This window comes from Pseudomonas baetica (assembly GCF_051216495.1).
GTDB classification, from domain to species: domain Bacteria; phylum Pseudomonadota; class Gammaproteobacteria; order Pseudomonadales; family Pseudomonadaceae; genus Aquipseudomonas; species Aquipseudomonas baetica_B.
This window is the reverse complement of record NZ_JBPKAM010000020.1, coordinates 1-17,775: the sequence shown is the minus strand read 5'-3', so window position 1 is coordinate 17,775 and position 17,775 is coordinate 1. Positions and strand designations below refer to the sequence as shown.

At 59.4% G+C, this 17,775-nt stretch carries 18 protein-coding genes; 10 read left to right on the top strand and 8 right to left on the bottom strand.

Features of this window, described 5'->3' with window-relative positions:
• Positions 1-68: 68 nt before the first annotated feature.
• Genes catA through ACSFE6_RS10020 form a run of 3 tightly spaced genes read right to left on the bottom strand, consistent with a single transcriptional unit; the run spans position 69 to position 2,502 of the window.
• A complete protein-coding gene (gene catA, locus ACSFE6_RS10030) occupies positions 69-998 on the bottom strand; it encodes a catechol 1,2-dioxygenase (RefSeq protein ID WP_435427449.1) in 930 nt (309 codons plus the stop codon).
• 54 nt (positions 999-1,052) lie between these two features.
• Positions 1,053-1,343, bottom strand: a complete 291-nt coding sequence (gene catC / locus ACSFE6_RS10025; protein ID WP_175392068.1) for a muconolactone Delta-isomerase — start codon at positions 1,341-1,343, stop codon at positions 1,053-1,055.
• 10 nt (positions 1,344-1,353) lie between these two features.
• On the bottom strand, positions 1,354-2,502 hold the full coding sequence (locus ACSFE6_RS10020; protein ID WP_433740209.1) for a muconate cycloisomerase family protein: 1,149 nt from the start codon (positions 2,500-2,502) through the stop codon (positions 1,354-1,356).
• Between the two features lie 127 nt (positions 2,503-2,629).
• Between ACSFE6_RS10020 and ACSFE6_RS10015 the strand changes: the two genes are divergently transcribed.
• Entirely contained in the window at positions 2,630-3,517 is an 888-nt protein-coding gene (locus ACSFE6_RS10015) for a LysR family transcriptional regulator (RefSeq protein WP_435427448.1), read from the top strand.
• Between the two features lie 109 nt (positions 3,518-3,626).
• On the opposite strand, the gene ACSFE6_RS10010 is transcribed toward ACSFE6_RS10015, so the two are convergent.
• Both ACSFE6_RS10010 and ACSFE6_RS10005 read right to left on the bottom strand, forming a co-directional pair.
• Positions 3,627-4,526, bottom strand: coding sequence for a polysaccharide deacetylase family protein (locus ACSFE6_RS10010; protein ID WP_435427447.1), 900 nt, complete (start codon positions 4,524-4,526; stop codon positions 3,627-3,629).
• A gap of 150 nt (positions 4,527-4,676) precedes the next feature.
• On the bottom strand, positions 4,677-5,624 hold the full coding sequence (locus ACSFE6_RS10005) for an ABC transporter substrate-binding protein (RefSeq protein ID WP_435427446.1): 948 nt from the start codon (positions 5,622-5,624) through the stop codon (positions 4,677-4,679).
• 286 nt (positions 5,625-5,910) lie between these two features.
• On the opposite strand from ACSFE6_RS10005, the gene ACSFE6_RS10000 reads away from it, so the two are divergent.
• The 7 genes from ACSFE6_RS10000 (at position 5,911) to ACSFE6_RS09970 (ending at position 12,151) form a co-directional block, all read left to right on the top strand.
• A complete protein-coding gene (locus ACSFE6_RS10000) occupies positions 5,911-6,897 on the top strand; it encodes an aliphatic sulfonate ABC transporter substrate-binding protein (protein WP_435427445.1) in 987 nt (328 codons plus the stop codon).
• Positions 6,898-7,010: 113 nt separating this feature from the next.
• Positions 7,011-7,847, top strand: a complete 837-nt coding sequence (locus ACSFE6_RS09995; RefSeq protein WP_435427444.1) for an ABC transporter permease — start codon at positions 7,011-7,013, stop codon at positions 7,845-7,847.
• Positions 7,848-7,850: 3 nt separating this feature from the next.
• Positions 7,851-8,564, top strand: coding sequence for an ABC transporter ATP-binding protein (locus tag ACSFE6_RS09990; protein WP_435427443.1), 714 nt, complete (start codon positions 7,851-7,853; stop codon positions 8,562-8,564).
• Positions 8,565-8,619: 55 nt separating this feature from the next.
• Positions 8,620-9,300, top strand: coding sequence for an SOS response-associated peptidase (locus ACSFE6_RS09985; protein ID WP_435427442.1), 681 nt, complete (start codon positions 8,620-8,622; stop codon positions 9,298-9,300).
• A 261-nt stretch (positions 9,301-9,561) separates the two neighbouring features.
• The gene (locus ACSFE6_RS09980) at positions 9,562-9,834 is read left to right on the top strand and encodes a hypothetical protein (protein WP_435427441.1); all 273 of its coding nucleotides are present in this window, start codon (positions 9,562-9,564) and stop codon (positions 9,832-9,834) included.
• A gap of 107 nt (positions 9,835-9,941) precedes the next feature.
• Positions 9,942-10,430, top strand: coding sequence for a GFA family protein (locus ACSFE6_RS09975; protein ID WP_435427440.1), 489 nt, complete (start codon positions 9,942-9,944; stop codon positions 10,428-10,430).
• Positions 10,431-10,648: 218 nt separating this feature from the next.
• Positions 10,649-12,151 carry a trypsin-like serine peptidase gene (locus tag ACSFE6_RS09970; RefSeq protein WP_435427439.1) on the top strand — a complete coding sequence of 501 codons (1,503 nt, stop codon included), beginning with the start codon at positions 10,649-10,651 and terminating at the stop codon, positions 12,149-12,151.
• A 63-nt stretch (positions 12,152-12,214) separates the two neighbouring features.
• Here the strand turns inward: ACSFE6_RS09970 and ACSFE6_RS09965 are convergent, their stop codons facing one another.
• Entirely contained in the window at positions 12,215-12,832 is a 618-nt protein-coding gene (locus ACSFE6_RS09965; protein ID WP_435427438.1) for a tRNA-(ms[2]io[6]A)-hydroxylase, read from the bottom strand.
• A gap of 162 nt (positions 12,833-12,994) precedes the next feature.
• Here ACSFE6_RS09965 and ACSFE6_RS09960 point away from each other — a divergent pair, with 162 nt between their 5' ends.
• Positions 12,995-13,858: a universal stress protein gene (locus ACSFE6_RS09960; protein WP_435427437.1), complete on the top strand. Its 864-nt coding sequence runs from the start codon at positions 12,995-12,997 to the stop codon at positions 13,856-13,858.
• A gap of 153 nt (positions 13,859-14,011) precedes the next feature.
• Here the strand turns inward: ACSFE6_RS09960 and ACSFE6_RS09955 are convergent, their stop codons facing one another.
• Both ACSFE6_RS09955 and ACSFE6_RS09950 read right to left on the bottom strand, forming a co-directional pair.
• Positions 14,012-15,286 carry a glucarate dehydratase family protein gene (locus ACSFE6_RS09955; protein ID WP_435427436.1) on the bottom strand — a complete coding sequence of 425 codons (1,275 nt, stop codon included), beginning with the start codon at positions 15,284-15,286 and terminating at the stop codon, positions 14,012-14,014.
• Positions 15,283-16,668 (bottom strand): MFS transporter, encoded by a 1,386-nt coding sequence (locus tag ACSFE6_RS09950; RefSeq protein ID WP_435427435.1) that lies wholly within the window; start codon positions 16,666-16,668, stop codon positions 15,283-15,285. The genes ACSFE6_RS09955 and ACSFE6_RS09950 overlap by 4 nt, the downstream gene beginning before the upstream one ends.
• A 129-nt stretch (positions 16,669-16,797) precedes the next feature.
• Between ACSFE6_RS09950 and ACSFE6_RS09945 the strand changes: the two genes are divergently transcribed.
• Complete coding sequence (locus tag ACSFE6_RS09945) at positions 16,798-17,700, top strand: LysR substrate-binding domain-containing protein (protein ID WP_435427434.1); 903 nt, start codon at positions 16,798-16,800, stop codon at positions 17,698-17,700.
• The last annotated feature ends 75 nt before the right edge of the window (positions 17,701-17,775 follow it).

Here is a 17,775-nt window from a genome sequence, read left to right as displayed (position 1 = left end):
TGATGTTGAGGCTGATTCCCTCTTCGCGAGCAGGCTCGCTCCCACAAAGGTTCCGCAGACAGAAGAAATCAATCCTCCAGCGCACGCACCCGCTCGTGACGCTGCTGCTCTTCAGGCTGCGCCGACGACTGCAGAGTGAAGTCGAACTCGATCTCGGCAAAGCGACCGCTGACACCATAAGCCGCTGCACGGGCCTGGTCTTCGCTGAAGGTGATCTTGGCGATCAGCTCGTCGCGGGTGGCGTAGGCGAAATCGTCGTGCAGGTACTGGTCGCCATCCAGGTTGATCTGGGTGGTCAGGTGGCGATGATCCGGTGCGGAGATGAAGAAGTGCACGTGCGCCGGGCGCTGGCCGTGACGGCCCAGTTGATCGAGCAATTGCTGGGTCGGACCGTCCGGTGGGCAGCCGTAGCCCGACGGCACGATGCTGCGGAAACGGTAGCGGCCTTCGGCGTCGGTGACGATACGACGACGAAGGTTGAATTCCGATTGCGTGGTATCGAAATACGAGTAGGTGCCGCCAGTGTTGGCGTGCCACACATCCACCACGGCGCCAGCCAGGGGTTCGCCAGCGGTGTTGAATACGCGGCCCTGCATGAACAGGGTCACACCCGGGTCCTGGCCATCATCCAGACGCGCTTCGCCTTCGGACAGCGGCGCGCCGGCCACGTACAGCGGGCCTTCGATGGTGCGTGGCGTGCCGCCGGTTTTACCGGCCTGCTCGTCTTCGGCGTCCATCAGCAGGTCAAGGTAATGCTCCAGGCCCAGACCGGCCACGATCAACCCGGCTTCCTGGCGCGCACCCAGCACGTTGAGGTAGTTGACGGCTTTCCAGAACTCTTCCGGGGTCACGGCCAGGTCTTCGATGATGTTCACCGAATCACGCAGGATGCGGTAGATCAGGGCCTTGGTGCGCGGATTGCCCTGGTCATTGAGCAGGCCGCTGGCCTCTTCGAGAAATTTCTGGACTTCGGCAGTGTGGGAAATCTTGACGTTCATTTTATCGGTTCCTCATCTTGTAATTATTGGCATAGCGAACTGAACAGGCTGGGTTCAGCGGTCATCCTCGCGAATGGACGAAGGATGCCGGCACATCGCGGTGACTTCGATCGCCATGTACGGATACAGCGGCAATTGCATGAGCAAATCGTGCAGTTCCTGGACGCTGTCGACATCGAACACGCTGTAGTTGGCGTACTGGCCGGCGATACGCCACAGGTGACGCCACTTGCCCTGATCCTGCAGGCGTTGCGCCAGGGCTTTTTCGTCGGCCTTGAGCTGCGCGGCGCGCTCGGGGTTCATGTCGACCGGCAAATTCACGGTCATCTTTACGTGGAACAGCATAATGCTCTCCTCAGGCTTGATGAATGGCGGTGGATGTTTTGTCGCGACGGAAGAACGCCAGGCGCTCTTCGTCCAGGCTCAGGCCCAGACCCGGGGTTTTCGGCACATGCAGCTCGAAATCCTTGTAAACCAGCGGTTCGCTGAGAATGTCTTCGGTCAGCAGCAGCGGGCCGAACAACTCGGTGTCCCAGGCCAGTTTGTTCAGGGTGACAAAGGCATGGGCCGAAGCCATGGTGCCCAGGCCACCTTCGAGCATGGTGCCGCCGTACAGGGCTATACCGGCCGCTTCGGCAATGGAGGCGGTGCGCAGCACGGCGCGCGGGCCACCGTTCTTGGCGATCTTCAGGGCGAACACCGACGCCGCGCCATCACGGGCCAGGTTGAATGCATCTTCCACGCACTCGATGGACTCGTCAGCCATGATCGGCGCCGGACTCATGGCATTAAGGCGCACCATGCCGGCGCGGTTGTTGCGCGAAATCGGCTGTTCGATCAGGTCGATGCCATTGGTGCCGAGGATCCGGCAGGCGCGCAGCGCGACAGCTTCATCCCAGGCCTGGTTGACGTCGACCCGCACGCTGGCGCGGTCGCCCAGGGCTTTCTTGATCGCGATCACGTGGGCCAGGTCGCGGTTGACCTCACCGGCACCGATTTTCAGCTTGAAGATGCGGTGGCGACGCAGGTCGAGCATTTTTTCCGCTTCGGCGATGTCCTTTTCGGTGTCGCCGCTGGCCAGGGTCCAGGCCACGGGCAGTGCATCGCGAACCCGACCGCCCAGCAGCTCGCTGACCGGCACACCAAGGCGCTTGCCCTGGGCGTCGAGCAGCGCGGTTTCGATACCGGACTTGGCGAAGGTATTGCCGCGGATGCTGCGCTCCAGGCGCAACATCGCCGCGTTGACGTTGCTGCCGTCCTGGCCGATCAACAGCGGCGCGAAGTGCGTGTCGATATTGGTCTTGATGCTGTCGGGGCTTTCGTTGCCATACGCCAGGCCACCGATGGTGGTGGATTCGCCAATGCCTTCGATGCCATCGGCGCAACGCACGCGGATGATCACCAGGGTCTGGTTCTGCATGGTGTGCATCGCCAGCTTGTGCGGGCGGATGGTTGGCAGATCGACGATGATCGTCTCGATCGACTCAATGGCAGTTGCAAGCATTTCGATACCCATCAGGTTCTTGGAGTTCTGGGGTCGATTCTCGTACGGCTTTTTTCGTGACGCCAATATAGAATTGGTCTGACTTGATACCTTAAAGGTATGCAACTGATTGACGTTCGGAGGCTCCATGGAACTGCGTCACCTGCGGTATTTCCAGGTTTTGGCTCAAACCCTCAACTTCACCCGCGCCGCCGAATTGCTGCACATCGCCCAACCGCCCCTGAGCCGGCAGATCCAGCAACTGGAAGACGAACTGGGGGTGATGTTGCTGGAGCGCGGGCGGCCGCTGAAGCTGACCGATGCCGGGCGGTTTTTCCATGAACACTCCACTGCGCTGCTCGAACAACTGAACAAGGTCTGCGACAACACACGACGGATCGGTTTGGGCGAGAAGACCTGGCTGGGCATTGGTTTTGCGCCGTCGACGCTGTACGGCGTGCTGCCGGAACTGATCCGCCGCCTGCGCAGCGGCGAACCGCTGGAGCTGGAACTGGGGCTGTCGGAAATGACCACCCTGCAACAGGTGCAGGCGCTCAAGGCCGGACGTATCGACATCGGCTTCGGCCGTATCCGCATCGACGACCCGGCCATTATTCAAACCGTGCTGACCGAAGACCGCCTGGTCGCCGCCCTGCCCGCCGGTCACCCATTGCTGGCTGGCCCCATCAGCCTGCGCGACCTGGCCAGGGAAGCCTTTGTGCTCTACCCCGGCAACCCACGCCCCAGTTACGCCGACCACGTGATCGCCCTATTCGAATCCTACGGCGTGAGCATCCACGTGGCGCAGTGGACCAACGAGCTGCAAACGGCAATCGGTTTGGTGGGAGCCGGAATCGGCGTCACGTTGGTGCCCGCCTCGGTGCAGCTGCTGCACCGCGACGACATCGGCTTCACCCCGCTGCTGGAAGACAACGCGACGTCGCCAATCATCCTCAGTCGGCGGGTGGGCGATGTTTCGCCGGGGCTGAACCATTGTTTGCGGATGATTGACGAGTTACAGCCCAGCCCTCTGTAGGAGCGAGCTCGCTCGCGATGGTTGTGAACGATAACGCGTAAAACCAGATACCCAGCGGCGCCCTCGGATTTTTCGCGAGCGAGCTCGCTCCTACAGGGTGCGGATTTCATCAATGGGAGTTGCCACCCCAGATCCAATTCCAGAACCCCGGCAGTTTCACCGGTTGTGAACTGTCGCGCACGGTACGCGCCATCGCTGCCCGTTGCAGCGCGGCGGTGTCGTCGTAGAACGGTTGATTCGCCACGTTCACCCCGGTCGCACGGGCGCTGTCGAGGAGAATTTGCAAATACTCGCGGGTATGCCGGGCGGTGTAGCGATTGAGGTCGTGGAAAGTCACCACCACCGGAATCACACCCTCCACCACCGGCAGTTCGCCCAGGGCGATGCGCTCGCGCACTTCGGACATCGAACGCAGGAAGTGCGCCCGCCGCCTCGGACTGGCATTGAAGCCCCAGATCTTGCCGTCATTGGCGCTCAGATCCGTCAGTAGCACATGCAGGCCGTGTTGCTGATAAGCCGCGAAGGTGCGTTTGTCGTAATTCCAGAATGGCGGGCGCAACAGGGTTGGTGGCGCACCGGTGATGGCTGCGATGTCGGCGCTGCCGTTGGTCAGTGCCTCTTCGAGTTCCTGCGGGTCGAGGGAGCGATGGTTGGTGTGCGACGGGGTTGCCGTGTGGAAACCCAGAATATGCCCGGCATCCCGCTCGCGGTGCATGATGGCGCGGCCGATTTCACTGCCGCCGGCTCGCGAAGCGCGGGTCTGCACGAAGAACACGGCTTTGATGTCGGTTTGCAACGGGTTGCGCGCCAGGCTATCGAGCACGGTTTCGGTGGGGTTCCAGAAACTCGAGGCGCTGGGGCCGTCATCGAAGGTCAGCAGGAAGCGGATCGGTGGTTGTGCCTGCAGACGCTGTTCGGTCTGCGGCGTCATTTCGATGGGCGCCGCGATACAGCCCAGCAGGCTGACTGCCATGGCAAACGCCGATAGAACCTTGACCCACTGTTTCATGTTTTGCCTTGGTCCGGACCGTTAAGGTCAACACTTCAAACGGCAAAAATCCTTCGCCCGTTCATCCTTCGTCGGCCCGCGAATCGCTGCGGGCCGGGGTTGGATCAGGGTAGACAGTGTTTGGTTCCGACGCTCGCGTGCGGGCTGCGCTTACTTCGCCAGCGCCTGCTGGAACGAGCCGTCGATGATCGGCGCGGTGGCCAGTTCGGCCGGCAGTGCCTTGACCTTGAACAGAAAGTCCGCGGTGCTCTGCAAATCCTTCGCCGCCTGCGCGTCCACCGGGCCAACGGTCATGTGCGCCTGGCGCAGCCAATGACGGGAGACGTTCTGGTCGAGGTTGGCTTTCTTCGCCCACAAGTCGGCGTATTCGTCGGTGTTGTCATCGACCCAGGCCCGGGCCTTTTTCAGACGCCCGAGGAAGTCGGCGATGGCTTCGCGCTTGCTGTCGATCGACGGCGTCGAGGCGGCGATGGCGCTCAAACCGGGCATCAGGTTCTTGGCAGTGAGGATCGGCCGCGCGCCGGAAAACAGGATCTGCTGGGAAATGTAGGGTTCCCAGACCGGGAACGCGTCGATGCTGCCCTGTGGCAACGCGGCAGCGGCATCGATCGGCATCAGCTTGATGAAGTCGACGTAGTCTTCCGGCAAGTCGGCTTTTTCCAAGGCGCGCAGAGTCAGTTGCTGGCTCCAGGCACCCGGCCAGTAGGCGACTTTCTTGCCCTTGAGATCGGCGATGGTTTTCACCGGTGAGTCCTTGGGCACCAGCAAGGCGATGGTGTCCGGGTTCTGTCGCGACACGCCGATCAACTTGACCGGCGCCTGTTTGGCAGCGAGGAACAGGAATCCGGAATCGCCGAGAAAACCCAGGTCCAGTGCGCCAGTATTCAACGCTTCCGCCAAAGGCGCGGCGGCCTGGAAGTGCTTCCAGTCGACGGTGTACGGCGCGTCCTTGAGTACACCCGAGGCTTCCACCGACGCGCGAATGTTGTAGTAATTCTGGTCGCCGACGTGCAGGACGACAGGCTCCGCGGCGTAGGCCAGTGGCGCGGCAAACAGGGCGCTGGTCAACAGACCGCGCACGAATCGGGACAGGTTCATCGGGGGCTCCTTGAGAGGTGATTGCGATAGACCATAACGCTCTTACAAATCGATATTTAAATTCGATTTTTGCATAAGCTAATCACTCGCCACCTGCACTGTTGGCCCAGCAACAGCGACCCAACAGACTGCCTACTCCCATACACCCCACTGCCCGCTAAACGCAGTAAAGTCCTGAAAAACCGGACATGGCACAGAGCCTGCAATATTCCGTTTATGCAGGATGCAGCCATCTAGATAAATTTTTTGGACATAAGAATCTCGCCGCCTTGCCCGGAGCTATCCCATGAAACCCACCGCGCGTTTTCCCTTTTTCAGGTCACTGCTGGGCGCCTGCGCGCTGGCGCTGAGCCTGCAACCCATGGCCCAGGCTGCCGAAGCGCCGCCAGCCGAAGTCCATCTGGATTACGCCTATTACTCGCCGGTCAGCCTGGTACTCAAGCATTTCGGTTTTCTGGAAAAGGCCCTGCCACAGACCAAGGTCGGCTGGGTGCTGAGTCAGGGCAGCAACCGTTCACTGGAATACCTCAACAGCGGCGGTGTCGATTTCGCCTCGTCCGCTAGCCTCGCGGCGGTACTCAGCCGCGCCAACGGCAGCCCGATCAAATCGGTTTACGTCTACAGCCGCGCCGAATGGACCGCGCTGGTGGTGCGCAAGGATTCACCGCTCAAAACCGTAGCCGACCTCAAGGGCAAGAAAATCGCCGCTACCAAGGGCACCGACCCGTACCTCTTCACCCTGCGCAGCCTGCAACAGGCGGGCCTGAGCAAGGATGATGTGGAACTGGTGCACTTGCAGCACCCGGACGGCCGCACTGCATTGGAAAAAGGTGACGTCGACGCCTGGGCCGGTCTCGATCCACACATGGCCGCCAGCCAGGTCCAGGCCGGCTCGCGCTTGCTGTATCGCAACACCGGTTTCAACAGTTATGGCGTGGTCAGCGTCACCGACACCTTTGCCAAGGAACATCCGCAGACCATCGACACCGTCCTCAAAGCCTACGAACAGGCCCGGGAATGGGCGGTAAAAAACCCGGAAGAACTGGCGAAGCTGCTGGCCACCGAATCCGGTCTGCCGCTTGACGTTGCCAGGCTGCAACTGTCGCGCACCGACCTGAGCAATCCGCAATTGACCAGTCAGGATGTGATTGCCTCCAAGGCCGCCGCGCCGATTCTGGTTTCCGAGGAGCTGGTTAAGCGCGGCGTGAACGTTGACCAAGTAGTCGATCAATTGATCGACACCGGTTTCAAGGAAGCCGTGGCGCGTCAATAAAGCCAAAGATCGCAGCCTGCGGCAGCACCTACAGGGAAACGCAAAACCTGTGTAGGCGCTGCCGCAGGCTGCGATCTTTTGATCTTCGCTTGCATCGTGACTGGAAAAAATCCATGACCAGCAAAAGCAAACCCCTCCCCGCGCACCTGGCATTACCCGCACCGCGTCAGCTGAACAAAGCCTGGCGCTTGCGCCTCAAGGGCCTGGCCCTGCCGGTGCTGATTCTCCTGGTGCTGGAATTCGTCGTGCGCATCGGCTGGCTGCCGCCCTACCAAATGCCGGCCCCCAGCGAAATCGCCCTGACCCTGCGCGACCTCGCCGATGGCGCGCTGTGGAAACACATCAGCGCCAGCCTGTTGCGGGTGCTGCTGGGTTTTGCCATCGGCGCCAGCCTGGCCCTGCTGTTTGCCGCGTGGGTCGGTTTGAGTCGTGAAGCCGAAGCCTGGCTGGAACCCACCTTCGCCGGCCTGCGTTCGATTCCGAGCCTGGCCTGGGTGCCGCTGTTGTTGCTATGGCTGGGCATCGACGAAACCTCGAAAATCGTCCTGATCGCCATTGGCGCATTCTTCCCGGTGTACCTCAACGGCGTCGCGGCGATCCGCAACATCGACCGCAAACTGGTGGAGGTCGGGCAGATGTATGGGTTCAGCCGCCCTCGCCTGGTGCGAAGAATTTTGCTGCCCGCCGCCCTGCCCGGCCTGTTCACCGGCTTGCGCAGCGGCATGAGCCTGGCCTGGATGTTTCTGGTAGCCGCCGAATTGATCGCCGCGACCAAGGGCCTGGGTTATCTGCTCAGTGACGGACGCGAAACCTCGCGCCCGGACATCGTGCTGGCCGCCATCATCGTCTTGGCATTGCTGGGCAAACTCAGCGATGGCTTGCTCGCCTACCTGGAAAAACGTTTCCTGGCCTGGCGCGACACCTTCAACGGCCACCACGTAGGGGATTGAGCCATGACCGAACACCTGCTGGACATCCACGTCGAGCGCAAAACCTTCGACGCCGCCACGGTCCTCAACAACATCCACTTGCAGTTGCAGCCCCGGGAAACCGTCAGCCTGCTTGGCCCTAGCGGCTGCGGCAAAAGCACCTTGCTGCGGATCGTCGCCGGGCTGGAAAAGGACTATCAGGGCACGTTGCACAGCCGCGTTGGTGAAGTCGCCTTCGTGTTCCAGGAGCCGCGCCTGATGCCGTGGCTGACGGTGGAACAAAACATCGGCTTCAGCGCCGACAGCCACTACGACAAAGCCTGGGTCACGCAGTTGATCGAGGAAGTCGGTCTCGGCGGTTTCGCCCAGGCCTTGCCCAAGGCCCTGTCCGGCGGCATGGCACAACGGGTGGCCATCGCTCGTGGGCTCTACTCGCGGCCGCAGGTGCTGTTGCTCGATGAGCCGTTCAGCGCGGTGGACGCCTTCACCCGCATGAAGCTTCAGGATTTGCTGCTGCAACTGGCCGAGCGTCATGCCATCGCACTGCTGCTGGTGACCCACGATGTCGATGAAGCGCTGTACCTCAGCGATCGGGTGCTGGTGATGGACAATCGACCCAGCCGTATTCGCCAGGAACTGGCGGTGCCACTGGCGCATCCGCGGGATCGCCGCGACCCGCTGCTGGCGCAACTCAAGGCCTTGTCGTTGACCGAGTTGCAGCGGGCGCATGTGATCTGAGGCAACCCTGGCCTTGAAACGACTATGCTGAAAACACCCACCGGAGGATTCGGTCATGTGCGGACGCCTGTCGCAATACCGGGGCATCCACGATTTCGTGGCGGTGCTGAGTATTCCCGACGCGTTGATCAATCACGTCGGCGATCAGCCCTTGGCCCACTACAACGCCGCGCCCACCACGCAACTGGCGCTGTTGCATCTGGAGGACGACGGCCTGCACGCCGATTGGCAGCGCTGGAGCTGGCGACCGCACTGGGCGACGGACCGCGCAGCGCCGATCAATGCGCGGGTCGAGAAAGTCGCCCACGGTCCGTTCTTCCGAGCGATCTGGCCGCACCGCGCGATTTGCCCGATCGACAACTGGTTCGAATGGACCGATGCCGGTGATGGCACACGGCAACCCTGGCTCATCCGCCGACGCGACCGGGGACCGGTTTACGTTGCGGCGATCGGACAATTTGCCATCGGCAGCGCCATGCCCCGGGACGATGACGGTTTCGTCATCCTCACTGCCGACAGTGCGGGCGGCATGGTGGACATCCACGACCGTCGACCCGTGGTGTTGCCCGTAGAACTGGCGCGGGAATGGCTGGACCCGGCCACCCCCAAGGAGCGGGCTGAGCAAATGGTACTTTTGCAGGGCGAAGACAGTGATGCGTTTGAGTGGTTCAAGGTCGACAAAGCGCTTAACAACGCCAGAAACCAAGGCGCGGAATTGATTAGAAAAATCAGATGAACTGTCAATATCGACAGGAGAACAGGCATATATAACAAGACGATGCCTGTCACTGTTACAACGTCTGTTTCAATCAATTAACACTTATGTAACTTCATATATTTTGTGAATGAACCGCTGGTCCGACAATCCTTGGGCCGTACATACATTTGCAATGAGTACGGCTAGCATTCGCGCCGAATTTCCAGTGGTACAACCAGTTGACCAAAGAGTCAGCAACTAAGGAAATCCCGAAAACTACAAGCCTTGCAGAGAATCAAATTGCGCGACGATTTTACAAATAATCAAGTCGTGAGTCTGGCGCGTGTCTATCTCACAAAGACTGAACACTACCTACTGGACTCATTTATCGGGCAATACATACAGACCCGCAACCTGGGATCCGTCCCCAATATCGACAACCTTCTGAGTTCGACACTTGAAGGCTATCCAGGCAAGCCGCCGGTGATGGTCAACGAGTTGAATGCCTGGATCGACAGGACGCTCGGCTACAGGGCCACCCACCCCGATCTCCTGTCGCTGGACGACGTTTGAACACCTTCTAAGCAATTGTGGGAGCGAGCCTGCTCGCGAAAGCGTCGGCACTCCCGACTCAAATCTTCTAGGCTAAAGCGGATCACTTCAGTCACTGGAGATCCCCCATGCACCTCGAAGGCTCCTGCCATTGCGGCGCGGTGTCATTCAGCCTGACCAGCGCCCATCCCTACCCTTATCAACGCTGCTATTGCTCTATTTGCCGCAAGACCCAGGGCGGCGGCGGTTATGCGATCAATATTGCCGGTGACGCCGACAGCCTGAAAGTGCGCGGGCGCAGGAACATCGCGATCTACCATGCGCTACTCAAGGGCGAAGGCGAGAGACGTGCACACCGCAGCAGCGCCGAACGGCATTTCTGTTCGGTGTGCGGTTCGGGTCTGTGGCTGTTCAGCCCCGAATGGCCGGAACTGATCCATCCGTTTGCGTCGGCTATCGATACGCCACTTCCGGTACCTCCCCAGCACACGCATTTGCTGCTTGGGTCAAAAGCTCCGTGGGTAGAAGCCGAAGTACAGCCTGGCGACAAACAGTTCGACGACTATCCCGAAGAGTCCATCGCCGAATGGCATGATCGTCTGGGGTTGAGTCGCTAGCCTTTTGTTGCGCGAACTTTCATGCCTTTAATCGCTCTGTGCCACTGCATCGTGTCCTTCCCTCAGCGCACGTTACTTTAAATACATTGAAACTCTTAAAACTGGCAACAGCCAGCTGACAACTTGCTCGCACCGGATAAAACTTTTACCGTCAAACTTAATAATACAAAGCACCTATTCAACTCGCGACATTACTCAAACGAAACCAAGGAATGGTTATGCGCAAAAAACAAGTAATAGCATCTTGCTTGCTGACAGGAACTTTACTTTTATCAGCAAATATCTTTGCAACAGATCTCGGCGAGGGATTAACCAACGAAGCCGACTCGGTACTATTAAAAAACCGCAACAACCACTATGCCCACTGGAATGGCATCGGGAAAATTTTCTGGGATAACACACCTGCCTGTACCGCAAGCTTGCTGGATACACGCGACAAAAATAACAAGGCCACAGGTCCTGCTTACTTGCTGACAGCCGCACATTGCATACGCGGCACGGCCGGACCACTGAGTGAAACTCCTGTTAAGGAAACTATAAAATTCAATTACTACAACGATACTTCAGACACTTACAAAAGCTACACCATCAAGAAAATAGCCTGGAAAGACTACAACCATACTGACCTGGCGATCATGGAGCTGGATGTTGCACTTTCCACACTGCTCGAAGAGGGTATTACCCCTCTGCGGCTGGCCTCCGAGTGGGCGGAAAATGCCACCGATGTACTGGTCATTGGTGCTCCCGAAAGGTTGCCGGAATCAGGCCTGCGCATGGCGGCCTGCACTCAGGAACCGACAGCAGCCACCTTGGTTGAAGGCTTCAACGTTTTTCACGGAACCTTGAAAAATCGTTGTAAGGAAATCCGGCCTGGATCTTCCGGCAGCCCCGTCATCGACCGTAAAAGCGGGCATATTTTGGGCATTTTAACGACAAGCACTTATGGCGCGACCATCGAAGAAAAATGCTTCTTGAACGCGCCATGTGAAGTGAGGAATGGTCAAGCCGCATGGTCAGTCGACACTCACTACTCTCACCCCATCGACAAGTTGTCAAATTGCTTCAGCGAAGGACTGTTCTCCGATATCTCAAATACCTGCACTGCCCAAAACGCCTTCCAGGTGACCGATGTAAAATATTGGCCAACCCAATACGTGGCCATGCCTAAAGATGCAAGTAGCCCTGACCCCGTTGTGAATGCACAGTTTTCAATCAGTACCCCCTACTACAGGTACAAGAGCGTACGGGACGCCATCGAATGCCACTCTCCCCGTCACTACAGCGGTACTGTCGATGCAACGGATGCAATCATTGACACCCCGATAAGCAGAAATCCCGGCATGCATTACCTTTGCGTCGTAGGTGTCGACTCCTCCGAACAGCGACCTGACGCCGCGATGATGAACGATGCATGGATCACACCTGTACAACTTATCGAAAGAAACCCTGTCGCCATGCCGGAGCCAACTATCACCCTGAACGCAGACTGGAATTACAAGGTCAAATGGCGATATCTGGTTCCTACACATTTCGGAACTTTGTATTACGCAAGCCCTGAAAAAGATACAGATTGCAGCAATGTCAATATCAATGACTACATCAAAACGTTTGAAGCGGTATTCTTTAAAGCCGAACAACTTCCGTTGACGTTATGCAGCAGAAACAAGGACTTAAGCAACCGCTACTCGAAAGTTCGAACAGACTTGCTCGCGCTGCCTTGAAGACATTCCGAGCTAGTTGACCCCATCAGCCCGATGAAGGCTGATGGTTTTCAATTCGTGGGTTCAGCTAATAGACACTTTCACCGGCACGCCACTGTGAAAGCGAAACTCCACATCCGGCGACTCAATAAGCGCCTGCTCGGCAGCACGCACCTTGTCGATCACCTGGGCAATGTCCTTGGCGTCCCCATACTGGTAGGCCAGCTTCAGATAACCCTGAAAGTGCCGGGCCTCGCTTTTGAGCAGGCCAAAGTAGAATTTACCCAACTCTTCGTCAAGATGCGGTACCAGCGCTTCGAATCGCTCGCAACTGCGGGCTTCGATGAAGGCGCCGACCACCAGGGTATCCACCAGTTTCACCGGTTCGTGACTGCGCACCACTTTGCGTAGCCCCGAGGCGTAACGCCCGGCGGACAACTGGCGCAGCTCGACCTTGCGCTTTTTCATCAAGCGCATGACCTGTTCGTGGTGCACCAACTCTTCCCGGGCCAGCCGAGACATCATGTTGATCAGGTCGACATGGGAATGATATTTAGCAATCAGGCTCAGCGCGGTGCTGGCGGCCTTGAATTCGCAGTTCTTGTGGTCGATCAGCAGGGTTTCCTGATCGGCCAGCGCGGCCTGGACCCACGCATCGGGGGTGCGACAGCCAAGGAATTCGTGAATTTCGGGAAGGATCATGGGGCCCACGGGATAAGGGGTTCAAATCGAAAGGCGGCGATTATACCGGCCTGCCGGCAGACCACCAGCCGCCGACCGTTGATATGTATCAGTACCTGGCCCGACGGGCAGCAACTATAGTTGTGCAACGCCACGCTTTTTCATTTTCAGGAGATCCCGATCATGCAAGCCATACGCAGCATTCTGGTGGTCATTGAACCCGAACACTCGGAAAGCCTGGCGCTCAAACGGGCCAAACTGATAGCCGGCGTGACCCAGGCGCATTTGCATCTGCTGGTGTGCGACCCCAAGCATGATCACAGCGCGATGCTGAGCGTGCTCAAGGCCGCATTAACGGAAGATGGCTATAGCGTCACCACCGAGCAGGCGTGGAACAAGAGCCAGCACGAAACCATCGTCGATGTGCAGCAGGCCGAGGGCTGTGGCCTGGTGGTCAAGCAGCATTTCCCCGACAGCGCGCTGAAAAAGGCCCTGTTGACCCCGGCCGACTGGAAGTTATTGCGCCATTGCCCGACACCGGTGCTGCTGGTGAAAACCGCAGGCTCGTGGAAGGACAAGGTGATTCTGGCAGCCATCGATGTCGGGAATACGGACCCGGAACACCGCCACCTGCACAACACCATCATCGATCACGGCTATGACATCGCCAGCCTGGCCAAAGCCCATCTGCACGTCATCAGCGCCCATCCGTCGCCGATGCTGTCATCGGCCGACCCGACCTTCCAGCTTACGGAAACCATCGAGGCGCGCTATCGCGACCAGTGCAAGGCGTTCCAGGCCGAATACGATATCGACGATGAACACCTGCATATCGCCGAAGGGCCGGCGGATGTCTTGATTCCATTCATGGTGCACAAGTTGCAGGCGGCAGTGACGGTGATCGGCACCGTGGCGCGCAGCGGGTTGTCAGGGACGCTGATCGGCAATACGGCGGAAGTGGTGCTGGATGCGGTGGAGAGCGATGTGTTGGTGCTCAAGCCGCAGGAGGTTGAGGACCATTTGGTGGAGCTGGCGGTCAAGCATTGAGATTGGCGGCGCCATTGAGATCGTCTTCGCGAGCAGGCTCGCTCCCACAGGGTATCGATTAGACCTGCAAAATAGTGGACACAAAAAAAGTCCGGGCAAGCGCGACCACGCTTCCCGGACCAAGGTTGCTACATGCTCTTTGAAATCCTGCAATCAAAACCGCGGCTTGACCGCCTTCCAATCCGCCTTGTACCGCTGCATCTGCTTCACATCATCACGCTGGCGAATCCCGCAGGTCAGGTACTGGTCATGCAGCTTGCCCAACTGATCATGATCCAGTTCCAGGCCCAATCCCGGTGCCCGGGTGATTTTCACGCAACCGTCGACGATCGGCAGCTTGCCGCCCTTGATCACTTCCTCGTCTGGCTCCTGCCACGGGTAATGGGTGTCGCAGGCGTAATCCAGATTCGGCACCGAAGCGGCAACGTGCGCCATGGCCATCAGGCTGATGCCCAGGTGCGAGTTCGAATGCATGGACACCCCCAGGCCGAAGGTTTCGCACATCTTCGCCAGCACCTGGGTGTCGCGCAGGCCGCCCCAGTAATGATGGTCAGCGAGGACAATCTGCACGCTGTTCTGCGCCACGCTGCGGCGCAATTCGTCGAAATCGGTAACTACCATGTTCGTCGCCAGCGGCAACCCGGTGCGCTTGTGCAGCTCGGCCATGCCTTCCAGGCCCGGTGTCGGGTCTTCGTAGTATTGCAGGTCATCGCCCAGCAGTTCGGCCATGCGGATCGAGGTTTCCAGCGACCAGTTGCCGTTCGGATCGATGCGCAGCGGATAACCCGGGAACGCCTTTTTCAATGCCTTGATGCACGACACTTCATGCTCCGGCGGCAAGGTGCCGGCCTTGAGCTTGATGCTCTTGAAGCCATAGGCCTCGATCATGCGTCGTGCCTGGGCGACGATCTGTTCCTCGCTCAGTGCCTCGCCCCAATTGTCGGGCTTGTAGGGTGAATCGACGTGCTGCGCATACTTGAAGAACAGATAGGCGCTGAACGGAATCTCGTCGCGGATCGCCCCGCCCAACAGGTCCACCAAGGGCACGTTCAGGTAGTGCGCCTGCAAATCGAGAAACGCCACTTCGAACGCCGAATAGGCATTGCTTACCGCTTTGCTCGCGTGGGAGCCGGGTGCCAGTTCCGCACCGGCCAGGCTCGCCGGTTTGTTCGCCGCCACCGTGGCCTTAACGATGGCCCGCAGTTGGTTGAGGTTGAACGGATCAAGGCCGATCAGCTGACTTTGCAGTTGCTGCTGGATCGCCAGCGCCGGGGCATCGCCATAACTTTCACCCAGGCCGATGTAACCGTTGTCGCTCTCGATCTCGATGATCGACCGCAGCGCGAAGGGCTCGTGAATGCCGCTGGCGTTGAGCAAGGGCGGGTCACGGAAGGCAATGGGCGTGACGGTGACTCGTGTGATTTTCAAGAGGCTGCTCCCGTTGGATCAGATTTCAGGGCGTGATGACTGAGGGGCTTTTTTCCTGCCGCACCTTCAACGGATGGGCCGGCTAGCGAACCCCGAGGCGAGGTGCGGGCGAAGAAGATCACGATGGCCGCCAGCAGCGAAGTGGCCGCCAGGCCATACAGGCCGCCCTCGATGGAGCCGGTGGTTTGCTCCAGGAAACCGAAGGTGGTCGGGGCGACGAAGCCGCCGAGGTTGCCGATGGAGTTGATCAGGGCGATCACCGCCGCCGCGATCCGTGCATCCAGATAGCTTTGCGGGATTGGCCAGAACAATGCCGAAGCCGCTTTGAAGCCGATGGCCGCGAAACAGATGGCCACGAAGGCGAAGACCGGGCCGCCGGTGGTGGACATGAACATGCCGAACGAGGCGATCACCAGGGTCACCGCGACCCAGGCCTGCTGGTATTTCCACTTGCTGGCCATGGCCGCGAAGCCGTACATCGCGACGATGGAGATGATCCATGGAATCGAATTGAACAGGCCGACCTGGAAATCACCGAGGTTGCCCATTTTCTTGATCATGCTCGGCAGCCAGAACGTGGCACCGTAGATGGTCAAGGCGATGGAGAAGTAGATGAAACAGAACAGCGCGATCTGCTTGTCGGCCAGCAACTTGAACATCGACGGCTTGACCGTCCGGGTGGCGTCACGGGCTTGCTGCTCGAGATCGATCGCTGCGGTCAGCGCGGCCTTTTCTTCCTCGCTCAGCCACTTCGCTTCCCGTGGGTGTGATTGCAACCAGAACCAGACGAAACCGCAGAGCACAATCGAGGCGAAACCTTCGATCAGGAACATCCACTGCCAGCCGTGCAGGCTCAAGCCGCTGATGTGCAATAGCGCGCCGGACACGGGACCGGAAATCACCGAGGCAATGGCCGAACCGCTGAGGAAAATCGCCATCGCCTTGCCGCGCTCGGACGAAGGCAGCCATTGGGTGAAGTAGTAAATGATGCCGGGGAAGAAGCCCGCTTCGGCGGCGCCGAGGATGAAGCGCAGCACATAGAAACTGGTTTCACCGCGTACGAAGGCCATCGCCATCGCGGCAGCGCCCCAGGTGAACATGATGCGGGTCAGCCAGGCGCGGGCGCCGTAGCGTTGCAGCAGCATGTTGGACGGCACTTCGAAGATCGCGTAACCGACGAAGAACAGCCCGGCGCCCAGGCCATAGGCGGCGGCGCCAATGCCCAGGTCGGTTTCCATGTGGCTGCGCACGAAGCCGATGTTGACCCGGTCGATATAGTTGACGATGAACATGATCACGAACAGCGGCAGGACGTGGCGCTTGACCTTGGCGGCAGCGCGGGCGAGCACATTCGGGTCGGGTGGACTCTGCAGGGTTTTCAAGGGGCGACTCCCGATCATTGTTTTTTTGGGGATAGCGTTGGGGATTGCTTTGGCCTGGGTCGATGATGGACGCCTGCATTGATCCCGTCTAATCTAACTTGGCATTCGATTGATACCCGGATTAGATTAATGTTCGAACTGACTCAACTGCGCTGCTTCACCACCGTGGCCACGGAGCTGAATTTCCGCCGAGCCGCCGAACGCCTGAACATGACCCAGCCGCCGCTCAGCCGGCAGATTCAGTTGCTGGAGCACCATCTGGGCGTCGAATTGTTCACCCGCAGCACCCGCAGCGTCGCCCTCACCGCCGCCGGCCGTGCGTTCTTCATCGAAGCGCAGAACCTGCTGGAACGTGCGCAGCAAGCCGCGGTGACCGCCCGGCGTTTTGCCGAGGGCGATATCGGTTCGGTCAATATCAGCTTCGTCGGCAGCGCGGTCTACGAGTTCCTGCCCAAAGTGATTGCCGAGGCGCGACTGACACAGCCCCACGTCAAAATCGACCTGACGGAAATGAACACCTACCAGCAACACGAAGCCCTGCGCGCCCGTCGCATTGACCTGGGCATCGTTCGCGCGCCGTTGCTGGAACCGGGCTATTCCACCGAATGCCTGGTACGCGAACCCTTCGTGCTCGCAGTGCCCAGTACCCACCCCCTGGCGAGCAGCGAAACCGTATCGGTCAAGGACCTCGATGGCCAGCCGTTCCTGATGTACTCACACGCCGCCTACCCGCCGTTCAACGAACTGCTGACCGGCATGCTGCGCTCGGCCCGCGTCGCCCCGGACTACGTGCAATGGCTGGGCTCGTCCCTGACCATCCTCGCCTTGGTCAACGCCGCCATGGGTCTGGCCCTGGTGCCCCGCTGCGCCACCAGCGTGGTGTTCAAGAACGTGGTGTTCCGCGATATCGACCTGGGCGAAGGGGTGCAAAGCGAGTTGCACTTGATCTGGCGCGAAAACAACGACAACCCGGCGTTCGCGATGCTGCTGGAGGGGATTCGGCGAGCGGTGCGCGAGGGGTGGGGCTCATAGATCGCTTGTGCCCCTTCCCGTAGGAGCGAGCATGCTCGCGATGGACGCAAGGGCAACGCGGGGCATCAGGTACCC

Coding starts and splice junctions, on each gene's coding strand:
- ACSFE6_RS10015 (WP_435427448.1), top strand. CDS start 2,630: ATGGAACTGCGTCACCTGCGGTATTTCCAGGTTTTGGCTCAAACCCTC.
- catC (WP_175392068.1), bottom strand. CDS start 1,343: ATGCTGTTCCACGTAAAGATGACCGTGAATTTGCCGGTCGACATGAAC.
- ACSFE6_RS09995 (WP_435427444.1), top strand. CDS start 7,011: ATGACCAGCAAAAGCAAACCCCTCCCCGCGCACCTGGCATTACCCGCA.
- ACSFE6_RS09965 (WP_435427438.1), bottom strand. CDS start 12,832: ATGATCCTTCCCGAAATTCACGAATTCCTTGGCTGTCGCACCCCCGAT.
- ACSFE6_RS09985 (WP_435427442.1), top strand. CDS start 8,620: ATGTGCGGACGCCTGTCGCAATACCGGGGCATCCACGATTTCGTGGCG.
- ACSFE6_RS10005 (WP_435427446.1), bottom strand. CDS start 5,624: ATGAACCTGTCCCGATTCGTGCGCGGTCTGTTGACCAGCGCCCTGTTT.
- catA (WP_435427449.1), bottom strand. CDS start 998: ATGAACGTCAAGATTTCCCACACTGCCGAAGTCCAGAAATTTCTCGAA.
- ACSFE6_RS09970 (WP_435427439.1), top strand. CDS start 10,649: ATGCGCAAAAAACAAGTAATAGCATCTTGCTTGCTGACAGGAACTTTA.
- ACSFE6_RS09960 (WP_435427437.1), top strand. CDS start 12,995: ATGCAAGCCATACGCAGCATTCTGGTGGTCATTGAACCCGAACACTCG.
- ACSFE6_RS10000 (WP_435427445.1), top strand. CDS start 5,911: ATGAAACCCACCGCGCGTTTTCCCTTTTTCAGGTCACTGCTGGGCGCC.
- ACSFE6_RS09945 (WP_435427434.1), top strand. CDS start 16,798: ATGTTCGAACTGACTCAACTGCGCTGCTTCACCACCGTGGCCACGGAG.
- ACSFE6_RS09990 (WP_435427443.1), top strand. CDS start 7,851: ATGACCGAACACCTGCTGGACATCCACGTCGAGCGCAAAACCTTCGAC.
- ACSFE6_RS10020 (WP_433740209.1), bottom strand. CDS start 2,502: ATGCTTGCAACTGCCATTGAGTCGATCGAGACGATCATCGTCGATCTG.
- ACSFE6_RS10010 (WP_435427447.1), bottom strand. CDS start 4,526: ATGAAACAGTGGGTCAAGGTTCTATCGGCGTTTGCCATGGCAGTCAGC.
- ACSFE6_RS09975 (WP_435427440.1), top strand. CDS start 9,942: ATGCACCTCGAAGGCTCCTGCCATTGCGGCGCGGTGTCATTCAGCCTG.